19 protein-coding genes are annotated in these 19,694 nt (G+C 39.1%); 10 read left to right on the top strand and 9 right to left on the bottom strand.

Annotated features, from left to right (window positions below):
- Positions 1-185: 185 nt before the first annotated feature.
- The 10 genes from mtaB (at position 186) to E4S40_RS08930 (ending at position 9,954) form a co-directional block, all read left to right on the top strand.
- Positions 186-1,505, top strand: a complete 1,320-nt coding sequence (gene mtaB, locus E4S40_RS08885) for a tRNA (N(6)-L-threonylcarbamoyladenosine(37)-C(2))-methylthiotransferase MtaB (RefSeq protein WP_135073196.1) — start codon at positions 186-188, stop codon at positions 1,503-1,505.
- Positions 1,506-1,694: 189 nt separating this feature from the next.
- Positions 1,695-3,707, top strand: coding sequence for an alpha-amylase family glycosyl hydrolase (locus E4S40_RS08890; RefSeq protein ID WP_237563158.1), 2,013 nt, complete (start codon positions 1,695-1,697; stop codon positions 3,705-3,707).
- Between the two features lie 77 nt (positions 3,708-3,784).
- Entirely contained in the window at positions 3,785-4,519 is a 735-nt protein-coding gene (locus E4S40_RS08895) for a CHAD domain-containing protein (protein ID WP_135073199.1), read from the top strand.
- 117 nt (positions 4,520-4,636) lie between these two features.
- Positions 4,637-5,818: an alpha/beta hydrolase-fold protein gene (locus E4S40_RS08900; protein WP_135073201.1), complete on the top strand. Its 1,182-nt coding sequence runs from the start codon at positions 4,637-4,639 to the stop codon at positions 5,816-5,818.
- A gap of 5 nt (positions 5,819-5,823) precedes the next feature.
- On the top strand, positions 5,824-6,309 hold the full coding sequence (locus tag E4S40_RS08905) for a GyrI-like domain-containing protein (protein WP_135073203.1): 486 nt from the start codon (positions 5,824-5,826) through the stop codon (positions 6,307-6,309).
- Between the two features lie 219 nt (positions 6,310-6,528).
- Complete coding sequence (locus E4S40_RS08910) at positions 6,529-6,990, top strand: hypothetical protein (RefSeq protein ID WP_202615354.1); 462 nt, start codon at positions 6,529-6,531, stop codon at positions 6,988-6,990.
- Between the two features lie 22 nt (positions 6,991-7,012).
- Complete coding sequence (locus tag E4S40_RS08915) at positions 7,013-7,843, top strand: alpha/beta hydrolase (RefSeq protein WP_135073205.1); 831 nt, start codon at positions 7,013-7,015, stop codon at positions 7,841-7,843.
- 21 nt (positions 7,844-7,864) lie between these two features.
- Complete coding sequence (locus E4S40_RS08920) at positions 7,865-8,695, top strand: M23 family metallopeptidase (RefSeq protein WP_135073207.1); 831 nt, start codon at positions 7,865-7,867, stop codon at positions 8,693-8,695.
- A 145-nt stretch (positions 8,696-8,840) separates the two neighbouring features.
- A complete protein-coding gene (locus E4S40_RS08925) occupies positions 8,841-9,710 on the top strand; it encodes an ATP-grasp domain-containing protein (RefSeq protein ID WP_135073209.1) in 870 nt (289 codons plus the stop codon).
- A gap of 61 nt (positions 9,711-9,771) precedes the next feature.
- On the top strand, positions 9,772-9,954 hold the full coding sequence (locus E4S40_RS08930; protein WP_135073211.1) for a hypothetical protein: 183 nt from the start codon (positions 9,772-9,774) through the stop codon (positions 9,952-9,954).
- Between the two features lie 16 nt (positions 9,955-9,970).
- Here the strand turns inward: E4S40_RS08930 and E4S40_RS08935 are convergent, their stop codons facing one another.
- The 9 genes from E4S40_RS08935 to rsmA all read right to left on the bottom strand — a co-directional run bounded on the left by E4S40_RS08935 (position 9,971) and on the right by rsmA (position 19,618).
- Entirely contained in the window at positions 9,971-11,038 is a 1,068-nt protein-coding gene (locus E4S40_RS08935; RefSeq protein WP_135073213.1) for a PA0069 family radical SAM protein, read from the bottom strand.
- Positions 11,039-11,127: 89 nt separating this feature from the next.
- Complete coding sequence (locus E4S40_RS08940) at positions 11,128-12,192, bottom strand: acyl-CoA dehydrogenase family protein (protein WP_135073215.1); 1,065 nt, start codon at positions 12,190-12,192, stop codon at positions 11,128-11,130.
- Between the two features lie 80 nt (positions 12,193-12,272).
- Positions 12,273-13,562, bottom strand: coding sequence for a prolyl oligopeptidase family serine peptidase (locus E4S40_RS08945; protein ID WP_135073217.1), 1,290 nt, complete (start codon positions 13,560-13,562; stop codon positions 12,273-12,275).
- Positions 13,563-13,661: 99 nt separating this feature from the next.
- Positions 13,662-15,353, bottom strand: a complete 1,692-nt coding sequence (locus tag E4S40_RS08950; protein ID WP_135073219.1) for a GMC oxidoreductase — start codon at positions 15,351-15,353, stop codon at positions 13,662-13,664.
- A gap of 104 nt (positions 15,354-15,457) precedes the next feature.
- On the bottom strand, positions 15,458-15,853 hold the full coding sequence (locus E4S40_RS08955; protein ID WP_135073221.1) for an HIT family protein: 396 nt from the start codon (positions 15,851-15,853) through the stop codon (positions 15,458-15,460).
- A 61-nt stretch (positions 15,854-15,914) separates the two neighbouring features.
- Positions 15,915-16,388 (bottom strand): transcription elongation factor GreA, encoded by a 474-nt coding sequence (gene greA, locus E4S40_RS08960; protein ID WP_135073223.1) that lies wholly within the window; start codon positions 16,386-16,388, stop codon positions 15,915-15,917.
- A 148-nt stretch (positions 16,389-16,536) separates the two neighbouring features.
- Positions 16,537-17,475 carry an NAD(P)-dependent oxidoreductase gene (locus E4S40_RS08965; protein ID WP_135073225.1) on the bottom strand — a complete coding sequence of 313 codons (939 nt, stop codon included), beginning with the start codon at positions 17,473-17,475 and terminating at the stop codon, positions 16,537-16,539.
- Positions 17,476-17,478: 3 nt separating this feature from the next.
- Entirely contained in the window at positions 17,479-18,846 is a 1,368-nt protein-coding gene (gene mgtE / locus E4S40_RS08970; protein WP_135073227.1) for a magnesium transporter, read from the bottom strand.
- Entirely contained in the window at positions 18,833-19,618 is a 786-nt protein-coding gene (gene rsmA / locus E4S40_RS08975; protein ID WP_135073229.1) for a 16S rRNA (adenine(1518)-N(6)/adenine(1519)-N(6))-dimethyltransferase RsmA, read from the bottom strand. Before rsmA ends, mgtE begins: the two co-directional genes overlap by 14 nt.
- Between the last annotated feature and the right edge of the window lie 76 nt (positions 19,619-19,694).

The following is a 19,694-nucleotide window of genomic DNA, read 5'->3' on the forward strand; positions in this document are numbered from 1 at the left end:
TGACTTGAAAAAGCTTTTGACCATTTTTTAGAGCAGTTTTTTAAAAAATTTACACTTTTTTCAATGGATCATGTGTTTTTTGAACCCAAAATCGGAAATTTTTATGCTTTTCAAGCCCGATTTTACAAAATTGAAAACAAAATGAGATTGATTACCTTTGCACTCTCATTATCAGAAGGGAAATTGTGAAAAAAGTCGCCTTTTATACACTGGGTTGTAAGCTAAACTTCTCCGAAACCTCCACGATTAGCCGTCAATTTGAAGACAGAGGTTATCAAAAAGTGGATTTTCAGGAGAATCCGGACATTTTCATCATCAATACTTGCTCTGTGACCGAAAACGCAGACAAAAAGTGTAAGAAAATTGTCAAGGAGGCTAAAAAGATTTCCCCCAACTCTTATGTAGCCATTATTGGTTGCTACGCTCAATTGAAACCGACGGAGATTTCAGAAATTCAAGGTGTGGATGCAGTTTTGGGTGCAGCAGAAAAATTCAGACTTCTAGAATTACTCGGTGATTTTGCTAAAGAACAAGAAGCAAAGGTTTTGGCAAGTGAAATTTCTGAAGCCAAGTCTTTTAATAATGCCTATTCAATCAATGACAGAACCAGAACTTTTCTGAAAGTTCAGGATGGTTGTAACTATGGCTGCGCATTTTGCACTATTCCTCTTGCACGAGGAAAAAGTCGAAGCAATACCATTGAATCCGTTTTAGAAGCCGCGAGAGAAATTGCTGCTACTGATGTGAAAGAAGTGGTTTTGACTGGAGTCAATATTGGTGACTTTGGGATCGTAGAAGGAAAAAGGCAGGAGCGATTTGCTGATTTGGTTTTTGCTTTGGATGAAGTGGAAGGAATCGATCGATTTAGGATTTCTTCTATAGAACCCAATTTGCTAACCAATGAAATCATTGAGTTTGTATCCAGATCGAAGCGTTTTGTCCCTCATTTCCATATTCCGCTTCAATCCGGGTCTAATACCATTTTGAGACGAATGGGAAGACGTTACTTGAGGGAATTATACGAGGACCGCGTCTCCAAAATCAAAACACTAATGCCACATGCCTGCATAGGGGTGGATGTAATTGTAGGTTTTCCGGGTGAAACGGATGAGTTGTTTTTGGAAACCTACAACTTCCTCAATGAATTGGATATTTCCTATCTCCATGTCTTTACTTATTCGGAAAGAGCAAATACAAGAGCTGTGGAAATGGATGGAGTTGTTCCTATGAAAAAACGAAATGAACGATCCAAAATGCTTCGAATTTTGTCCGAGAAGAAACGTAGAAAGTTTTATGAAGAAAATCTCGGAAAAACCTACACAGTTCTCTTTGAAGAAGACATTGAAGATGGGAAAATGCATGGTTTTACAGAAAACTACATCCGTGTCGCTGCGAAATATGACCCTATGCTTATCAATGAGACAAAATTAGTCACGCTTGATCAAATCAATCCAGCTGGAAATGTAGAAGTTCTCGAGCCAGAAATGATTTATGAAAAACATTGACAATTATAAGCTGAGGCATTTGAAATCACCGCCACGTAAAAATTGAAAAAGAAAATAGGGGGCGTCTCAAGAGGTTCCTCTTTTCTTTTTCTTAGGCCTCTTCTTTCTCCTCAAAAAATTGGTAAAAAGCCTTCTTTACCTTTCCCCTATTTTTTTTATAAATTCAGCTCAGACTTTAAAGCATTTTTTGTGAGCAAACATACTTTGACAATTATCAAGGATGAACCTTGGCTCGAGCCTTTCGCTCCCGCCATTCAAAGCCGATTAGAGCGATTTCATAAAGCTATACATGCCATCAACGAATCCATGGGAAGCATCCTGGAATTCGCCAATTTCCACACTTATTATGGAATTCATTTCGAACCAGTTCGGAATGGTTGGATTTACCGGGAATGGGCACCTGCGGCGCGCCAATTGTATTTGATGGGGGACTTTAATTGGTGGGATCGAAATTCCCATCCCATGAAACGGAATCATCGAGGTGATTGGGAAATATTTCTCCCCTATGAGCAATACAAGCACACCTTTATTCATCAAAGTAAAATTAAAGTCCGCGTCATTGACTCCCAAGGACGTGACCTAGACCGGATTCCAGCTTATATCCGAAGAGTAGTTCAGGATGAAAAAACGCATGACTTCACCGGACAGCTTTGGTTTCCTGAGGAACAATTTTCCTGGACAGATTCTGATTTTTCATTACAAGAAGTAGCCCATATGCCACTTATCTATGAGTGTCATGTAGGAATGGCTCAGGAAAAATTAGGGGTCGGAACCTACAGGGAATTCGAAGAAAGTATCCTGCCGCGAATTAAAGATGCTGGTTATAATGCCATTCAAATGATGGCAGTTATGGAACATCCATATTATGGATCCTTCGGGTACCATGTTTCCAACTTCTTTGCTCCGTCCTCACGCTTTGGTACTCCTGAAGAGCTCAAGTCTTTGATCAATACGGCACATAGAATGGGAATTGCGGTGATCATGGATATTGTGCATTCTCATGCTGTAAAAAATGTGAATGAAGGATTGAATGAATTTGATGGAAGTGACCATCAATATTTTCATCCTGGAGATCGAGGATACCACGAGGGATGGGACTCAAAGCTCTTTGATTATGGGAAATGGGAAGTTCAAGAATTCCTCTTATCTAATATTCGCTATTGGATGGATGAGTTTCATTTTGATGGATTCCGATTTGATGGAGCTACTTCCATGCTTTATCACCACCATGGCCATGTTTCTTTTGATTCAGCAGAAAAATACTTCGATGAAGGAGTAGACCAAGATGCCCTACTCTATTTCCAATTAGCCAATACCTTGATTCACCAATTGAATCCAGATGCTATTTCTATAGCGGAAGAAGTGAGCGGGATGCCAGGACTTTGCAGAAAAATTGAAGATGGAGGGATAGGGTTTGATTTTAGATTAGCCATGGGAATTCCTGACTTTTGGATCAAGACCCTCAAGCATAAGCTAGACGAGCAATGGGATTTATTTGAATTATGGCATGAATTAACAAATCGCCCCAAAAAAGAAAAATCCATAGCCTATGCAGAAAGCCATGATCAAGCCCTAGTGGGTGATAAATCCTTGGCTTTTTGGTTGATGGATAAGGAAATGTACACGTCCATGTCAGTTCTGGAGCAAAATCTTGTCGTAGATCGGGGGATTGCTATACACAAACTGATTCGAATGCTCACGCTTTCTTTGGGAGGAGAAGGATATTTGAACTTCATCGGTAATGAATTTGGACATCCGGAATGGGTGGATTTCCCTAGAGAAGGAAATAATTGGAGCTATCAGTATGCCAGAAGACAATGGTCCTTGGTAGACACTCCTCACCTTCGTTATCAGCAATTGAATGCCTGGGACAAAGCCATGATTCATTTGGCAACGAAATATGAGCTTTTGGCTCAGCCTCATGCAACGCAATTATACTTGGAACCAAACAAGAAAATTCTGGCATACGAACGAGGAGGATTGATCTTTGTCTTTTCCTTCCATCCTACCGATTCGTATTTTGGATTCCCCATACCTATGCCAAAAGCTGGAGATTACCAGATTATTCTGCATTCAGACCAGAAGGAATTTGGTGGTTTCGAACGCTTGGATAAAAAGCTAATTTACCCTACTGATAAGGAAAATAAAGTATCGCTTTACATTCCAAACCGGGTGGTGATGGTATTGAAAAGAAAGAAGTAAAAAGTTGAAGTGATCTTTTCAGATTTTTCTACACCAATATAAGTATATCAACTTCTTAATAATTCAACCCCATATGGATGAAAAAGAACTTGCTGAATTCTTATGTAATAAAACTGCTTGATTCAATAGAACAGCAACTTTCATTCTACCAGAAAGAAAAAGATCCTGAGTGTCTTCATCGAATCCGAGTGGAGATAAAAAAAATTAAAGCCATTAATTCCTTTGCTAGAAAAATTTACGAGGCGGATTTCACTGCTGCATCCCTTTTGCCTTTATTTAAAAATGCAGGTAAGATTAGAGAGACAAAATTGACTATTCAATTGCTTCAATCACTTTCTCCCCCACCAACCAATCTCATTTCAAAAGCTGAATCTCAAGAAAGCGTTTTAGTCAAACAATTTTTAGATTTCGCTCCAACTTTTTTTCAAGCTATTTCAGCATATCGTAAAAGCCTTAGGTTTCCAGAAAAAATCGGAGATAAAAAAGTAATCAAAGGATACTTTGAGAAATCAAAAGAAAATGCACTAAAAATCCTTCAAGTAAAAGATCGCGAAGGACTGCATACCTATCGAAGAAAAATCAAGAACCTAGTCTATATCTACGATGTCTTGCCCAAAAAACTCCAAAAGGAGATTGATTTGGATAAAAAGCTAATCCTAAAGCAACAGCATCAACTTGGGGAATGGCATGATATGTATGTTGCAGTTCAGATTCTTTCCTCCTTAAAAATTTCCAATGGCTCTCAGGAATCCATTGAAAAATTGAAGGAAGATGAAAAACAAAAATTCCAGGAAGTCATTGATAGAATTTAACTTTCAGATTAGATATTTCCGAGAATTAAGCCCCTACCCTTGGAGCTAAATCAGAGCCCCACTTTTTAATTTCCTACCTTACAGCTTCATATTAATTTTCAATTCATCCCATCACCCATGAAAAAAACCATTTTCATTTCTCTTTTTTTATTGACTAGTCTCACCCAAGCATATTCTCAAGAATTAGAAGAGTTCGTAATTGGAACAAAGCATCACATATACTCCCATGTTTTGGAAGAAGATCGCTCCTATTGGTTGAGTTTGCCTGAATCCTATCATACCCCCTTCTCCTCTTACAAAAAATATCCGGTTTTAATTATTCTAGACGGAAACACTCTCTTTAGACATATTTCGGGAATGGTGGATTTTATGAGTTCTGAAACTTATAGAAATCAGCGAATACCAGAAATGATTGTGGTTGCAGTTGAAAATGTAAATAGAAATCGAGACTTCACACCGGATAAAATCATAACCCGTAGACCTAATGATTTTGGAGGAGGAGATAATTTTTTGAGATTTCTTGAAGAAGAGCTGATTCCTCAATTGGATCAAGAATATCGAACTGCCCCCTATCGAATACTATATGGTCACTCTCTTGGGGGATTATTAGCCACGCACACATACATGAAGGAAAGCACCCTTTTCAATGCTTTCATTGCAGCCGATCCGAGTCTAGGTTCCTGGGGTGCTGAGACCATGGATCAGAAACTTGAAAAGTTGACACAAAACTCTTTTGATCGATTTATCTATATCGCTACTGCAAATTGGGGGAAAAGAAACATTCGAAACCGTGACAGGCATGTTCGCTTATATGAATCCTTTCATGCAAAAAGTGAGGGTGAATTCCCTGGAGAATTGGAATATTTTGAAGAAGAAAATCACGCCTTAGTCCCTTCTATCGCATTTTACAAAGGAATCTCTTCGGTTTTTGAGGGATATGGTATCGATTATCGGGATATTCAAAATGTAGAACAGTTAAAGAAACATTTTTCTATTCTGTCCGATCGTCTTTCTTATCAATTTCTCCCACCTGAGTCACTTGTAAATCAATTGGGTTACAGCTTTTTGAGAAGCAATGATGAAATAGGTAAAAGAAAAGCAATCGAGTTTTTTCAATTGAATACTGAAAATTATCCAGAATCGTATAATGCCTATGATAGTCTTGGTGAAGCTTTAGAGGGGATTGGAGATACAGAAAATGCCATAAAAAATTACCAGAGATCCATTGAAATTAATCCCGATAATAGTCATGCTTCAGATAGGATTGCTGTCCTGAAATCATCAAAAAACTTGAATTAAAAAAATTGAAAAATCTTAATCCAAGAATTGAGGAAATCTCTTCCAAAAAAATGATTGGCAAAAAGCAAATTATGAGCCTAGCCAATTTTCAGGCAGGAGAGCTTTGGAAAAATTTTATACCTAAGAAGAAAGAAATTTTAAATCCTATATCCAAAGAATTATACTCCATATCCATTTATCCTACCAATTATTTTCATGATTTCCAGGATGAAAATGAATTTGAAAAATGGGCTGCTGTGGAAGTTGCCTGCTTTGAAAACATCCCTTCCCATTTGGAAACCTTGGTAATTCAAGCAGGACTTTACGCAGTTTTTGAGTATAAGGGAATGAGTAGTGACCCATCAATTTTTCATTACATTTTTTGGACTTGGCTCCCAAATTCAAATTGGGAATTAGACCAAAGACCGCATTTTGAAATATTAGGTGACAATTACATAAATAATGACCCAAATTCAGAAGAAGAGATTTGGATTCCAATCAAGCAAATGTAAAGTCCTTCCCAACATATCTTGATTTTTTAATTCCGAAATGGGGAACCCAATTTTTCAAATTAATCAACAAAGATTCAATGTTTAGGAATTCTATCCTGAATCACACCTTTCTGTGACCAAGGAACGTTTAATTAATACTGGCAACAATTCTCGGAAACAAGCCGAGAAAAAAAATTGGTGTTTAACCTGTACAGAATCATTAACTTAATCCCCAACACTATGATCTCTAAAAAATTAAAAATCTCGATCCTAGCCTGTTTAATTGGCACCATGGTTTTTACATCATGTTCAAATGATGACAATAACCCAAGAAGTGAGGTCAAAGATCAAATCGAATTTAATATCCAACAAGGAACTTGGCGCATCACTAAATTTATTGATTCGAGCGATGATGAAACCAACCATTTCAATGGTTACATTTTCACCTTCTTAAATTCAGGTGTTCTAAACGCAAACAATGGAACAAATAATTATGATGGAACTTGGAGTATAACAGAAGGAGGTATTGATGATGATAGCCCAGATGATTTAGATTTCAACATCAATTTCAACCTAACCAATGATTTTGAAGATTTAAACGATGATTGGGAAATTATCTCTCAGTCATCAACAAAAATTGAATTAATGGATGTAAGTGGTGGAAATGGAGATATAGATTATCTCACCTTTGAAAAAAACTAAAAGCTAAAAATTTTCTAGGCCCATGATATCCAACGCGAGGTTTATTTTGATAATCCTTCTAAGCATTATAATTACTCCTGTTTTGGCTCAAGAAACAATCTGTCTTTCCCCTACTCAATCCCACAAAATTGAATCTGAGTATTTAAATGAAACCCGTGAATATTGGGTTGCACTTCCTCTGAATTATTCCGACTCGGTTTCTTACCCGGTGATCTTTGTATTAGATGCTGAGTGGAGATTTGAATTGGTTCGGCAAATTGCTTTTGATCTTGGTGGGCACCAAAAAATAGATCGATCAATAATTGTTGGCATCCCCCATATAGAAGTGGAAAAGAAAAGAGGACAGGATTTAACTTTTAGCCATTCGAAAGTTGAATTCGATGGAGAGGAAGTCGATTGGTATGATGACAGCAATGCAGGCAGAGCAGAAAAGTTTTATGATTTCCTTACGAAAGAACTGATCCCTGATTTATCAAATAATTATCCCACCAATAATCATAATACGCTGATAGGGCATTCCTACGGTGGATATTTTGGTGCCTATATTCTAGACAGACCACATCCTTTTGAAATCCTTCATTTGTATGATCCTTCCATTTGGTATAGTAATGGAGAAGTCACTAAAAAGCTAAAAAACAGTTCATCTATCAAGCCTGTCAAAATCCACCTTACCTACCAAGGTAAGCCTGCTTTTCATCGAGAAAAAATAGAAGAATTCATTCTAGAGCTAGAAAAACGGAAAGAAAGCATTGATTTTTCGGTAAACTATTACGAGCATGAAAATCATTTTTCTATTTTTCTAGATAGTTTCTATAAAGGAATCCAACGGACAAATCATCCTGAAAAGAAATAGTTTTTTAAAGACCAGAGAATTATGAAAGGGGTCAAAAGCATACTAGTATTCGCTCTCTTACTTTCAATTAGCTGTCAACCGCTTAAGCTCCCGGAGGAAAAATATTATCAGTTCTTATTCAAAAAAGATCATACCTATCAAAATGATGAGCTCCAGATTAGGCTTTCAAATCCAGTCATGGCTCCTCTACGTATATGGTTGAGCACATCATATTCCCCACTTCAAGAAAAATTTGACTCGCTAAACCCAATTGTAATCCAAGAAAAGCAAGACACACTTTTGATTTTTTCTGAACTCAACGAATTTCAAGATGATATTGCTTATAAAATTTCTTTAGGAGACCCATCCAAGGAAATCGAAAACACTCCCATCGAACTCCCTTTTCCGAAAGGAAAATCATATAAAGTCATTCAGGGAAACAACACCAATTTTACCCATAGTTCAGATTACTCTCGCTACGCCTTGGATTTCAAATTTCAAGTAGGCGATACCGTGGTCTCGGTTTCGGATGGCTATGTGGTAGGTGTGATAGATCAATATGAGCGAGGAGGAACCGATCCCGCTTGGAGACCTTACAGCAACTTCATCACAATATATGACCAGGAATCAGGTCGTTTTTTCCAATATGTACATTTGAAGCAAAATGGTAGTCTAGTCAAGGTTGGGGATCAAATAAGTAGCGGGCAACCGATTGGCTTGTCCGGAAATACAGGACAGACAACAGAGCCTCACCTTCATTTCAACTGTCTAAAGCCGGTGAATGCTGAGGGTGAAATGGTTTCTCATCCTGTAGAATTTGTAGAAGGATATGATGGAAAAAAGATCAAAAAGGGGGATGTAGTAAGAAAGTAAGCCCATTTTAAGACAACCGTTCCATCTTTGATGAGGATAAAACAGACAGAGAAAAAATTCCATTGAGGCAAAGAGGAAATCGAAGCATTTTTTAAAAATCCTGCGATTATCTTCTTAAATTAATAATCCACTTCAAGCCCAGCCCATGCCTCGATGTGCTTTTCTTTCCATCGCCAATACCGAAGGTTGGTTTATTGACGACGACCTTGTCCATCCATTTCTCAAGGATTTGGGATGGGATGTGAAAAACATCCCTTGGAATCAAGAAACCAACTGGAATGAATTCGATTTGGTAGTCATTCGAAGCCCATGGGATTATCAACAGCACTTAGATGAATTTGTGAAGGTGCTGGAAAAAATTGATCAGTCTTCGGCCAATCTTCTTAATTCACTAGAGATTCTCCGATGGAATATCCACAAAAATTACCTGTTTGAGTTAGAGGAAAAAGGGGTTGAATTAGTACCCACAATCCGCTTCCAAAACCTGAACGCTTCTCAGATTGAAGAAGCTTTCTCAAAATTCAATACAGAAGAAATCGTGGTTAAACCTCTAATTGGAGCCAATGCTGATGATACATTTTGGCTTAAAAAATCAAATCAGGATGATTGGAAAAAAGCTTTAAATATTTTCCAGAATAAAGAAGGGATGATTCAGCCGTTCATGCAATCCGTGGTAGATGAAGGGGAATTTTCGCTAATGTACTTTCAGGGTCATCTCAGCCACACCATTTTGAAGACAGTCGGAGCTGGTGATTTTCGTGTTCAGGAAGAACATGGAGGCGGTGTGATCGCTATCCAAAGCCCCGAATCTTCCATCTTTTCTGCCGGAGAAAAAGCTATGGCTGCCTTACCTCAAAAGCCTTTTTATGCACGCGTAGATTTAGTAAGAACGCCGCAAAATACCATGGCATTAATGGAGCTGGAACTCATAGAACCTTGTCTCTACTTTCGATTCGACAGACACTCTCCAGAACGATTTGCAAATTATTTGGATGAATATTGGAAAGGGTATTAGTGAAAATAAACCAATTTCCATTATGAATTAAAGATCAATTACTCAAAAACCAAACAACCCTATGAAATATAAAGTACATAAACTCGAGGTCAACCGTGACAATATGCAGGAAAAGCTAGAACGGTTTTTAAACAGACTTGATGGAGAAATCATCTCAGTTTTACCCAATGTCCGCCCAACCTTCCAATTCATGGGTGCCACCGCAAAAATTGACTATCTCTTGATTGTAGAAAAGACCAGCTAGTTTAGCTTGAAAGCCTTCAACCAAAATCAAAACTTAAGGTTCCTCCTTTGTGGAATGCCTTCAAATTGAATTTTGGCAAAGATTTATTTTTAAAATACCTCTTTCTTGCTTGATTGAATAACTGACGAATACATTCAGCGATAGGGCCCTCTCCTTTCATTCTTCGGCCAAATTGAGAATCATTTACATTTCCTCCGTGCAACTCAGCTATTTGATTCATCACCTTATTAAATCGATCCGGGTAATTCTTCTGAAGCCAATCAGAGAAAATCTGCTCCAATTGACCATTTAATCGAACAACCGTATACCCTGCACCCAAAGCACCTGCATCTGAGGCTGCTTTAAGAATTTGTGGGATTTCATAGTGATTCAATCCCGGAATAATCGGAGCATTCATCACAGCCACAGGGATATTTGCTTTTGCCAATGCTTCAAGAGTTGACAGCCTTTTTTTGGCACTTGCTGTGCGAGGCTCCATTTTTCTCCTCAGGTCTTCCTCTAAAGTGGTAATTGAAATATACACTTGGACCAAGTTCTCGGAAGCCAAATCCTGCAACAAATCCAAATCCCTCAAAATCAAACTATTCTTGGTTATCAAACCAACCGGATGCCGATATCGAGCAAAGACTTTAAGCAATTCCCGAGTTATACCCATTTCTTTTTCCAAAGGTTGATAGCAATCTGTATTTCCGGATAATGAAATCGGACTGGCTTTCCAGGATTTGCTGAGAAGTCTCTTCTCTAGGAGCTTAGGTGCATTGGGTTTTGCCATTAGCTTGGTTTCAAAATCCAATCCTGCCGTGAAGCCATAGTATTCATGAGAATTTCGAGCATAGCAATAAATACATCCATGCTCACAACCTTGATAGGGATTTAAAGAAAAACTTAAACCCAAATCCGGACTATTTATGGGGTTGACAATAGTTTTCGGATGATCGATTCTGACTTCAGTCTTTGGTTGAACATATAATGGTTCGTCCAATCCCTCCATATGTTCAGTTACAATTTGCTGTGTGAGAAAGCGATTTCCAGACTGAACCTGAGCTCCTCTTCCTTTGAAATAATCTTTCTTGTTGTCAACCATTTTGTCAAATCCTTGACAATCAGTTTACAAAAAGTAGCTTTAAGTCAAGTCATTTTGTCAAAAACTGTCTGAAGAAAAAATTGAAATAATCAAAAAGGAAAAATTAACAACGAATGCTGACTTACTGTATTAAAATCTCTCCAAACGCGATTCAATTCAGTATCCTCTCGAGCAGCTTCCAAACCTCCAAATGGATACATTTTCGCATTCCATTTTCTGCAAACTTGGGTAAGTTTACGACTTGTCTTACTTACACGCTGAAGTGTTGCTTGAGAAATCCAACCTTGGCTTTCTAGTTCCTCCCAAGCCTTTTCCACTTCATGGTAAAAACTCATCCGTTTTTCATCCAATTTCTTTTGGCTTTTCTTTTCTAGCATAACGAAGAAATCCACATATTCTTTTTCAAGTTTTTTTTCGCCTTGCCTTTTCCAAAAAGTAGTTCGGATTAATTCTTGAAGATGAAACGAAATACCCAAAATATTCACTGCCAAGGTTGCTTCTGCAAATTGAAGGAATGGAAAACGGTAAATCGCCTCAGATCTAATTGCTTTTTCAGGTGCTATTTCGAAGCATCTATTTTTTGAAACCAATAATTGATTTGTTCGAAAAGCATGGCTTCCAGTGGCTTTCATCCCCATGTAATGCCAAGCATCTAGAATTTCCACTTCGTTCTTCTGAAGGATAAAAGCTTTCACAATTGGATTTCCAGAGGCATCCAGAATTGGCGCTTCATTTTCCCAAAGCTCACAATTAGCTGTAAAATGAGTAGCATGCAAGGCCCCTGAAGCATAATTCCACTTCCCCGAAATAAGAAAAAAACCATCTTGCTTTTCTGCTTTCCCTCCAACATGTCCACTACCTGCTAAACAAACTTTTGGGTTTGAAAAAATCTCTTTAGAAAAGTCCTGATCCAAAAACCCAACAAACCAAGCTGCTCCTGCGCAAAGTGTAACAGTCCATCCCAAACTTCCATCCAAACGGGCTAAACTCTCCTCCACCTTCAAAGCATCAGGGAGGCTTAATTCCAAACCTCCTAAGTCCCTTGGGACAAAAAGTTTAAACCACCTTTGAGCATAGATTTCTTCCAACCATTCAGGAATCAATTGTCCTGATTTTTCAGCTAGGGAAGCAAAATCAGCGTTGAAAATTTCCATATCCTAAACTAAGAATAAAAAAATCAGTGGCTTCCAATATTGAAACCACTGAAATTTCGCTTAAGCTATTTTGGGACTTTTTATTTCTTTTTCTGTGCCGCTAACCATTCCATGATTGTAACTGGTTTTCCATTCAACATGACTGGTGAGCCGTCAAAATCGGTTCGTGCTGTATTGGCATGAGAATAAATCCAAGACCAATGCCCAGGATAATGGTAATCCTCACCACCATAAAATCCAGTAATGTCAGTTACATGTTCATAGTAGCTTAAAAAGACATTCTTTGCTCCAGCTTCTTTCAGACGATGATACAATGGAACCACCGTAACATCGGGCTTGGTGGTATTATCGTCTGCTGAATGCACAAACCAAATTGGTATGTTTTTGATGGATTTAACTTGCTCATCTGTGATGAATTCGTTGCTATAGGCAAGCGCACTAATATATCCTGCGGCAAAATAGTCTGGGTGTTCAAGGATTAATTTAAGGGACATATACCCTCCATTAGAACAGCCACCCACATAGACCCGCTTTGGATCAATGTCAGGATTGCTTTTTACATACTCATCAATCAAAGCAAAAAGTGCTTCATGGTAAACATCTTCCCTGTCTCCTCTCGTGTAGGTTCCATCTTCAGATTGCATCCAAAAGGTAGGTGATTGAGGCACCAACACATGAGCTCCACCAAAAAGAACCTGTATTTCATCAGAAGCATAATTAGCAGCCCGATTACCAAGAAGGGCTATAGTCGGATCATTTCCACCTTCTCCTCCTCCATGAAGCCAAATGATTAAAGGCGATTTTTCGGATTTGGTTTCAGGAGAAAATGCAGCATTGGACAAAGTCATTTTGTCCTGATAGTTGAAGACTGGATCTAAATCAAACTCATCCACAATGGGCATAATTCGACCGGATTCCTGATCCCAAACTTGTCGGTTTTTAGTATTGACGACAGTTACCTGATAATCTATCCATACATTGGAAGCCCGATTGCCCACACGCATGTATTGAATCGGTGAACCCAAAGGTTGAATAGGACTAACTTCAAGCACTAGGGTTACAAACGTACCGCCTTGTTGCCGATTCCCATTTTCGTCAGAAGGATAGGAATATATCACGGATCTTTTGCCTGAGCGTATCGCTTCAGGAATCTCACCTTCGCTAGAACTTCGATTTACAAACACCTCAAAATCAGAGGGTCTTGCATCCGAAGGCGCATTTGCTAAAATAACTTTGTGAACGGCAGGTCCCCAATCAAATCCAGCTACTACAAGTTTATATGAGTCAGCAGCATAAGTATTCGGATTTCCCAATCCAAACAAAAAAGCGGAGAGGAAAACCAATAAAATAAGTTGAGTTTTATTTTTCATAGGTCAGTTTGAGTTATTCAAAAGGAAGTTTACAAAATATCCTGTCGAATCTCAGGGAAATTACGCAAGCGGTTATTTATCTTTTCCCAACCTTAAAAATCATTTAATCTCCCCTTTTCTTAATTGCTCTACAGCATAATCCACCGCTCTAGCTGTCAGAGCCATGTAGGTAATAGAAGGATTTTGAGTTCCAGTAGATGTCATACAAGCACCATCGGTCACAAAAACGTTGGGCGCAAAATGCATCTGATTAAATCCATTCAAAAGTGAAGTTTTGGGATCTCTCCCCATTCGGACACCCCCCATTTCATGTATATCCAGACCTGGGGCTTGCTTGGAGTCGGACTTCCGAATATTCACGCAACCTGCAATAGACAACATTTCCTCTCCCTGTTCCCAAAAATCTTTCAGGGTTTTTTCGTCATTATCATCATAGGCGACATCAATTTTCAGCAAAGGAATACCCCACTCATCTTTTTGATCTGAACTCAAACTCACCTGATTGCTCTCTTTTGGAATAGTCTCCCCTTGCATCATCATAAAAACTGACCAAGGTCCTGGACGTGTATTAGCTTCCTTGAACTCTGCCCCAAAACCTCCGGGATTTGCATGTCCAAAACCTGCCCTTCCTGCAGAATAAAAGGTCATATACCCTCGCAAAAAATCCATCTCTTGCTTTTGGACATTCCTGAAGTTAGGCATCATGATGGCCGTAGGCCTTCTCCCAAAATAATATTTATCCTCAAAGCCTTCATAATTTGCTGAAATCGTACCTCGATAATTATGAAAGGCAATGTATTTTCCAAGAATACCCGAATCATTCCCAAGTCCATTCGGAAAACGCCTTGAAGTACTATTCAGCAAAATCAGATTGGTATTTAAAGCAGAGGCATTGAGAAAAACGACTTTTGCAAAAAACTCTCGTTCTTCCTTACTGATTCGATCGATGACCCGCACTCCAGTCACCTTGGACTTCTCTTCATCCCAAATCAAAGAATGAACCACCGAATCAGGACGAACTGTTAGGTTTCCTGTTTTCGCTGCATGAGGTAAGGTAGAAGAATTACTGCTGAAATACCCTCCAAATGGACATCCCCTGTAACATTGATTTCGAGCCATACATTGTCCACGACCTTGGGCGAGATGCTCTTCCTTTGGTTCGGTCAAATGAGCACAGCGTCCAATGATAAATTTCCTATCCTGATAATGAGCGTTTACCCGATTGCGAATCTCACTCTCCACACAATTCATTTCCCAAGCCTTCAAAAACTCCCCATCCGGAAGTGTATCCAATCCTTCATAACTACCAGAGATTCCGACAAACCGCTCCACATGGCTATACCAAGGAGCTATATCTTCATATCGAATCGGCCAATCTACTGCAAAACCATCCCGACCAGGGCCTTCAAAATCATATTTGCTCCAGCGTTGTGTTTGGCGAGCCCAAATCAAAGACTTTCCCCCTACTTGATAGCCTCTAATCCAATCAAATGGCTTTTCTTGCACATAGGGATGTTCTGAATCCTTTACGAAAAAATGTTCGGTATCTTCCTTGTATGCATAGCAGCGATTGACGACAGGGTTTTTGATTTTATCCTCTCGAGGAATCTGATTGTGATGGGGCATTTCCCACGGAGAAGAAGTCATCGTAGGATAATCCTTCAAATGCTGAACATCCCTTCCTCGTTCCAAAACCAAGGTTTTAAGACCTTTTTCACAAAGTTCTTTAGCAGCCCATCCACCAGATATACCTGAACCAACTACAATCGCATCGAATTCATTTTTATTCATAATTGAAAAATAAATGATTCTACCCGGACTTTTATAAAAATTTTAAAAAACAAAAAAAGCCCATTCTATAAAGATGGGCTTCTAAATGAATAGGGATTCAACATTTACTCAAATCCTTTTCGAATCTTTTCGGCGATTTCTGCCAATTCCTCTTGACTGAGTTTCAATTTTGGACGGGTAAAATTAATATCATCCATAGTCCGAAGAGGAACTAAGTGAACATGAACATGAGGGACCTCCAAGCCAATCACAGCAACTCCAATTCGGGTACAGGAAATAGTTTGATCCATGACCTTGGCCACTTTTTGTGCAAATAGATGAAGGGCTGTCAGGTCCTCCGGTTCCATATCAAAAATGTAATTCACTTCTTTTTTTGGTACCACGAGCACATGCCCCTTCACCAAAGGCATGATATCCAAAAAGGCGATATTCCGATCGTCTTCAGCGATAATATGAGCGGGGATTTCCCTGTTGATGATTTTTGTAAAGATGCTTGCCATAATCTCAAAAATAAAAAAATCCCGGCGAATACCGGGATTAATATCTCTAAGGAAAATTTTATTAGTAATTAATTTCCAAAATCTCGAACTGTAGCTTTCCAGCGGGTGCGTTGATTTCAGCTACTTCACCTACAGCTTTTCCAACAAGCCCCTTTCCAAATGGAGAAGCCAAGGAAATTTTTCCAGCTTTCAAATCGGCCTCTTCTTCGGACACGAGCGTGTAGCTCACGACCATACCATTCTTTACATTCTTGATTTTCACGGTGCTTAAAATACCCACTTTGGAATGATCCATTTTTGAATTATCAAGTACTCGGGCATTCCCAACCACTGCCTCCAATTTGGCAATTTTCAATTCCAAAAGTCCCTGAGCATCTTTCGCTGCATCGTATTCAGCATTTTCAGAAAGGTCACCTTTATCTCTTGCCTCGGCAATTTGACGGGCAATATCAGCTCTACCTTTTGTCTTTAATTCCTGAAGTTCGTCCTTCAATTTTTTAAGACCTTCTTCTGTGTAATATTGTACTTTTGACATAATTGACTCGATTTATACAGCACCAAAAAACAAAGTAACGGTCGCCAGATGGAGACCGTTACCTTATTTTCATTTCGCGTTATGTGATTACAAAAATATAAAATCTGACCTCACAAACAAAATTCTCACTTTTTTGGAATTGCTTGTACTACGACACTTTCCCGAAAGTTTTCCTAATTTTTTTGACCAAAACCTGATTGATTTTTTCATAAGATTCAAAGGTCCATCCAGCCACATGAGGAGAAAAAACAACATTCTCACGACTAGCTAACTTTTCGAATTCAGCTTTTTGCTCAGGGGTGAATTTTTGAAATTTTTCATTTTCCAGCACATCCAAAACTGCGCCTCTCAGAATACCTTCATCCAAAGCCTCATTCAAGGTTTTAAAGGTGATCACCTCACCCCTTGCTGTATTAATCAACCAAAACGGTTTGGCAAAAGAGCGAAGTTCATCTAGAGTGAAAAACCCCCGAGTTTCCTCAGTTAAAGGAACATGTATACTCAACACATCTGCTTCGGCTTTTAGCTTTTCCCAAATTACCTCTTGAACCTTATCGGTTCCAAAATCAAGCTTGTACTTATCGTATGCTAAAATTTCAACACCAAATCCACGGAGACGCTTGGCAAAAGCTTTCCCCATATTTCCATAGCCCATAATTCCGACCGTCTTGCCTTTCAATTCATATCCTCGGTTGCCTTCTCTATCCCAAATCCCTTTTCGAACTTGAGCATCTCCATGAATCATATGATTGAGCAAGGCCAAAAGACCACCTAAAGCATGCTCTGCTACTGCGTCTCGGTTACCTTCTGCGGCATGGAAGAGTTGAATATTCTTTTCAGATAAATAATCAAGATCAATTTGATCCAAACCAGCTCCTGCCCGGGCAATAAATTTCAGTTTGGAAGCATGCTGTAATAAGTCTCGATCCATAGGTGTCTTCGAACGAATCACCAAACCGTCAAATTGGTGGATTTGATCCTTGATCTCTTCCCTTATAATCTTGGGCGCATTGACAACTTCATGACCATCTTTTTCCAAAAGCTCCACAATACTTGGATGCATTTGGTCAATTATCAATATTCTCATGGATTACAAATTCAGTAAATACATAGCCACCCCAAAGTATACTGCCAATCCTAATAGATCGTTGGTGGTGGTAATAAAAGGCCCTGAGGCAATCGCAGGATTGATTCCAAACCTATTGAGTACAAGAGGTGTGACTGTCCCCATAAAGGATGCTAAAAGCACCACACAAAAGAGAGCTGTTCCTACCGTGATCCCAAAGATGGGTTCAAATCCATATAAAAACACCACCACTAGAAACACAAACAATGCGAGAAGCAAACCATTAAGCACAGCCACCAAAGTGCCTTTTACAAATCGTTGCCAAGGAGTATCATCAAAAACGGATTTTGAAGCCAAGGATTGAACAATCAAGGAAGAAGCCTGAATACCAACATTTCCTCCCGTTGCAGCCACCAAAGGAATGAAGGAGGCTAATGCGAGGTATTTATTTAACCCATCTTCGAAAAATCCGATGATTTTGGCACCCATTAAGCCTCCAATTACCCCAATCAAAAGCCATGGCAAACGTGCTTTGGTAATCATGAAAACAGAATCCGATTCCTCGATATCACCAGAGATACCAGCCATTGCTTGGATATCTTCATCTGCTTCTTCCTGCACTACGTCCAAGATATCATCAACCGTAATCCGTCCTACCAACTTATTCTTGGCATTTACAACAGGCACAGATTCCAAATCGTATTTACGCATGATAGCCGCTACTTCTTCTTGATCCATGTAGGTAGGAACAGAAATAACCTCAGGCTCATAGATATCTTCGATTTTTGTGTTTTCACCTGCCAAAATGATCCTTTTCAGCGAAACCCTTCCCATGAGTTGTTGTCGGTTATTCACCACATAAATGGAAAAGATTTTCTCTACATTTTCGGCTTGGCGACGGATTTCATTGATGGTTTGAATGACATTCCAATTCTTATTGGCTCGAATAAATTCCTTCGCCATGATACCACCTGCAGTGTCCTCTTCATAACGAAGCAGGTCTACAACATGATCGGACTTTAGCCTGTCCTGAAAATTAGAAATAACTTCTTCCCGCTCTCGTTCTCCCAGAAGATTCAGCAAATCCGCTGCATCATCTGAGTCCATCAATTCGATCAGAGAAGCTATTTCAGGATTTTCTAATTCCTTCAACACCTTCCCTAAATTCCCTTCATCCAGTTCTATTAAGATGTCAGCAGCAACTTGCTTCTCAAGAGCACGAAGGACGTAGATAGCCTCATCAAGCGACAATTCATCAAGGATTGCCGCAATATCCGCCTCATTGACTCCATCCAACGAATCCTTGATGAAATCCAAATCTTGATTTTCAATGCCATGTCGGAGGCTCTCAAGATATTCTTTCGAAAGTTCAAATTGCTTAATGATTTCCACGGGAAGCTTGGATTTGTTGGGTTAAAAAAACAAAATCAGCAACATCCAACTGCTCAGCACGCTTGTCTAGCAAGGAATGCGACTTCAAGGATTCCGAAAGTTGGAAAGATTTTAAGGAATTCCGCAAAGTTTTCCTTCGGTTTCCAAAACCTCCCTTGACCACTTTTATAAATAACGATTCGTCACAATCCAGTTTTTTGGTCTGATTTCTAAGAAGTCGAATCACGCCGGATTGAACTTTTGGTGGTGGATTGAACACCCCGGGCGGAACCGAAAACAAGTATTCAATATCATAAAAGGCCTGAAGCAAAACAGACAAAATTCCATAATCCTTGTTTCCTTTTGGAGAAGCGATTCGCTGGGCCACTTCCTTCTGAAGCATACAAACCACCTCAGTCACCTGATCCCTATATTCCAAAACCTTGAAGAATATCTGACTGGAAATATTATATGGGAAATTGCCCGCAATGGCAAACGGCTCCTGAAACCAATTGCTTAAATCCATTTTCAGAAAATCCCCTTCTAAAATATGGCCTTCTAGCTGTGGGAAATTCTTTTTTAAGTAATCAATTGACTCCGTATCAATTTCGACCACAAAAAGTTCCTGAGGGTTTTCAAGCAAAAACTGCGTTAAAACACCCATTCCAGGTCCTATTTCAAGCACCCGTTTGGCTTCAAGATGTCCTGTAACCGACCGAGCTATTCGCTGGGCAATGCTCAGATCGGTCAGGAAATGTTGTCCCAGATGTTTTTTGGGTCTGACTTTTTCCATCGAATAGCTCCGGTAAAATTTTATAAATTGCAGCCTAAAATTAAGACAATATTCCTAAAGGCCTACGTTCGCCTTA

It is taken from the genome of Algoriphagus kandeliae (assembly GCF_004571135.1).
Taxonomy (GTDB): Bacteria; Bacteroidota; Bacteroidia; order Cytophagales; family Cyclobacteriaceae; genus Algoriphagus; species Algoriphagus kandeliae.

What these genes read in the sequence shown, in the direction of transcription:
- E4S40_RS08895 (WP_135073199.1), top strand. Translation starts at nt 3,785, where the DNA reads ATGAAAAAGAACTTGCTGAATTCTTATGTAATAAAACTGCTTGATTCA.
- E4S40_RS08900 (WP_135073201.1), top strand. Translation starts at nt 4,637, where the DNA reads ATGAAAAAAACCATTTTCATTTCTCTTTTTTTATTGACTAGTCTCACC.
- E4S40_RS08910 (WP_202615354.1), top strand. Translation starts at nt 6,529, where the DNA reads ATGATCTCTAAAAAATTAAAAATCTCGATCCTAGCCTGTTTAATTGGC.
- E4S40_RS08915 (WP_135073205.1), top strand. Translation starts at nt 7,013, where the DNA reads ATGATATCCAACGCGAGGTTTATTTTGATAATCCTTCTAAGCATTATA.
- E4S40_RS08920 (WP_135073207.1), top strand. Translation starts at nt 7,865, where the DNA reads ATGAAAGGGGTCAAAAGCATACTAGTATTCGCTCTCTTACTTTCAATT.
- E4S40_RS08925 (WP_135073209.1), top strand. Translation starts at nt 8,841, where the DNA reads ATGCCTCGATGTGCTTTTCTTTCCATCGCCAATACCGAAGGTTGGTTT.
- E4S40_RS08930 (WP_135073211.1), top strand. Translation starts at nt 9,772, where the DNA reads ATGAAATATAAAGTACATAAACTCGAGGTCAACCGTGACAATATGCAG.
- E4S40_RS08935 (WP_135073213.1), bottom strand. Translation starts at nt 11,038, where the DNA reads ATGGTTGACAACAAGAAAGATTATTTCAAAGGAAGAGGAGCTCAGGTT.
- E4S40_RS08940 (WP_135073215.1), bottom strand. Translation starts at nt 12,192, where the DNA reads ATGGAAATTTTCAACGCTGATTTTGCTTCCCTAGCTGAAAAATCAGGA.
- E4S40_RS08945 (WP_135073217.1), bottom strand. Translation starts at nt 13,562, where the DNA reads ATGAAAAATAAAACTCAACTTATTTTATTGGTTTTCCTCTCCGCTTTT.
- E4S40_RS08950 (WP_135073219.1), bottom strand. Translation starts at nt 15,353, where the DNA reads ATGAATAAAAATGAATTCGATGCGATTGTAGTTGGTTCAGGTATATCT.
- E4S40_RS08955 (WP_135073221.1), bottom strand. Translation starts at nt 15,853, where the DNA reads ATGGCAAGCATCTTTACAAAAATCATCAACAGGGAAATCCCCGCTCAT.
- greA (WP_135073223.1), bottom strand. Translation starts at nt 16,388, where the DNA reads ATGTCAAAAGTACAATATTACACAGAAGAAGGTCTTAAAAAATTGAAG.
- E4S40_RS08965 (WP_135073225.1), bottom strand. Translation starts at nt 17,475, where the DNA reads ATGAGAATATTGATAATTGACCAAATGCATCCAAGTATTGTGGAGCTT.
- rsmA (WP_135073229.1), bottom strand. Translation starts at nt 19,618, where the DNA reads ATGGAAAAAGTCAGACCCAAAAAACATCTGGGACAACATTTCCTGACC.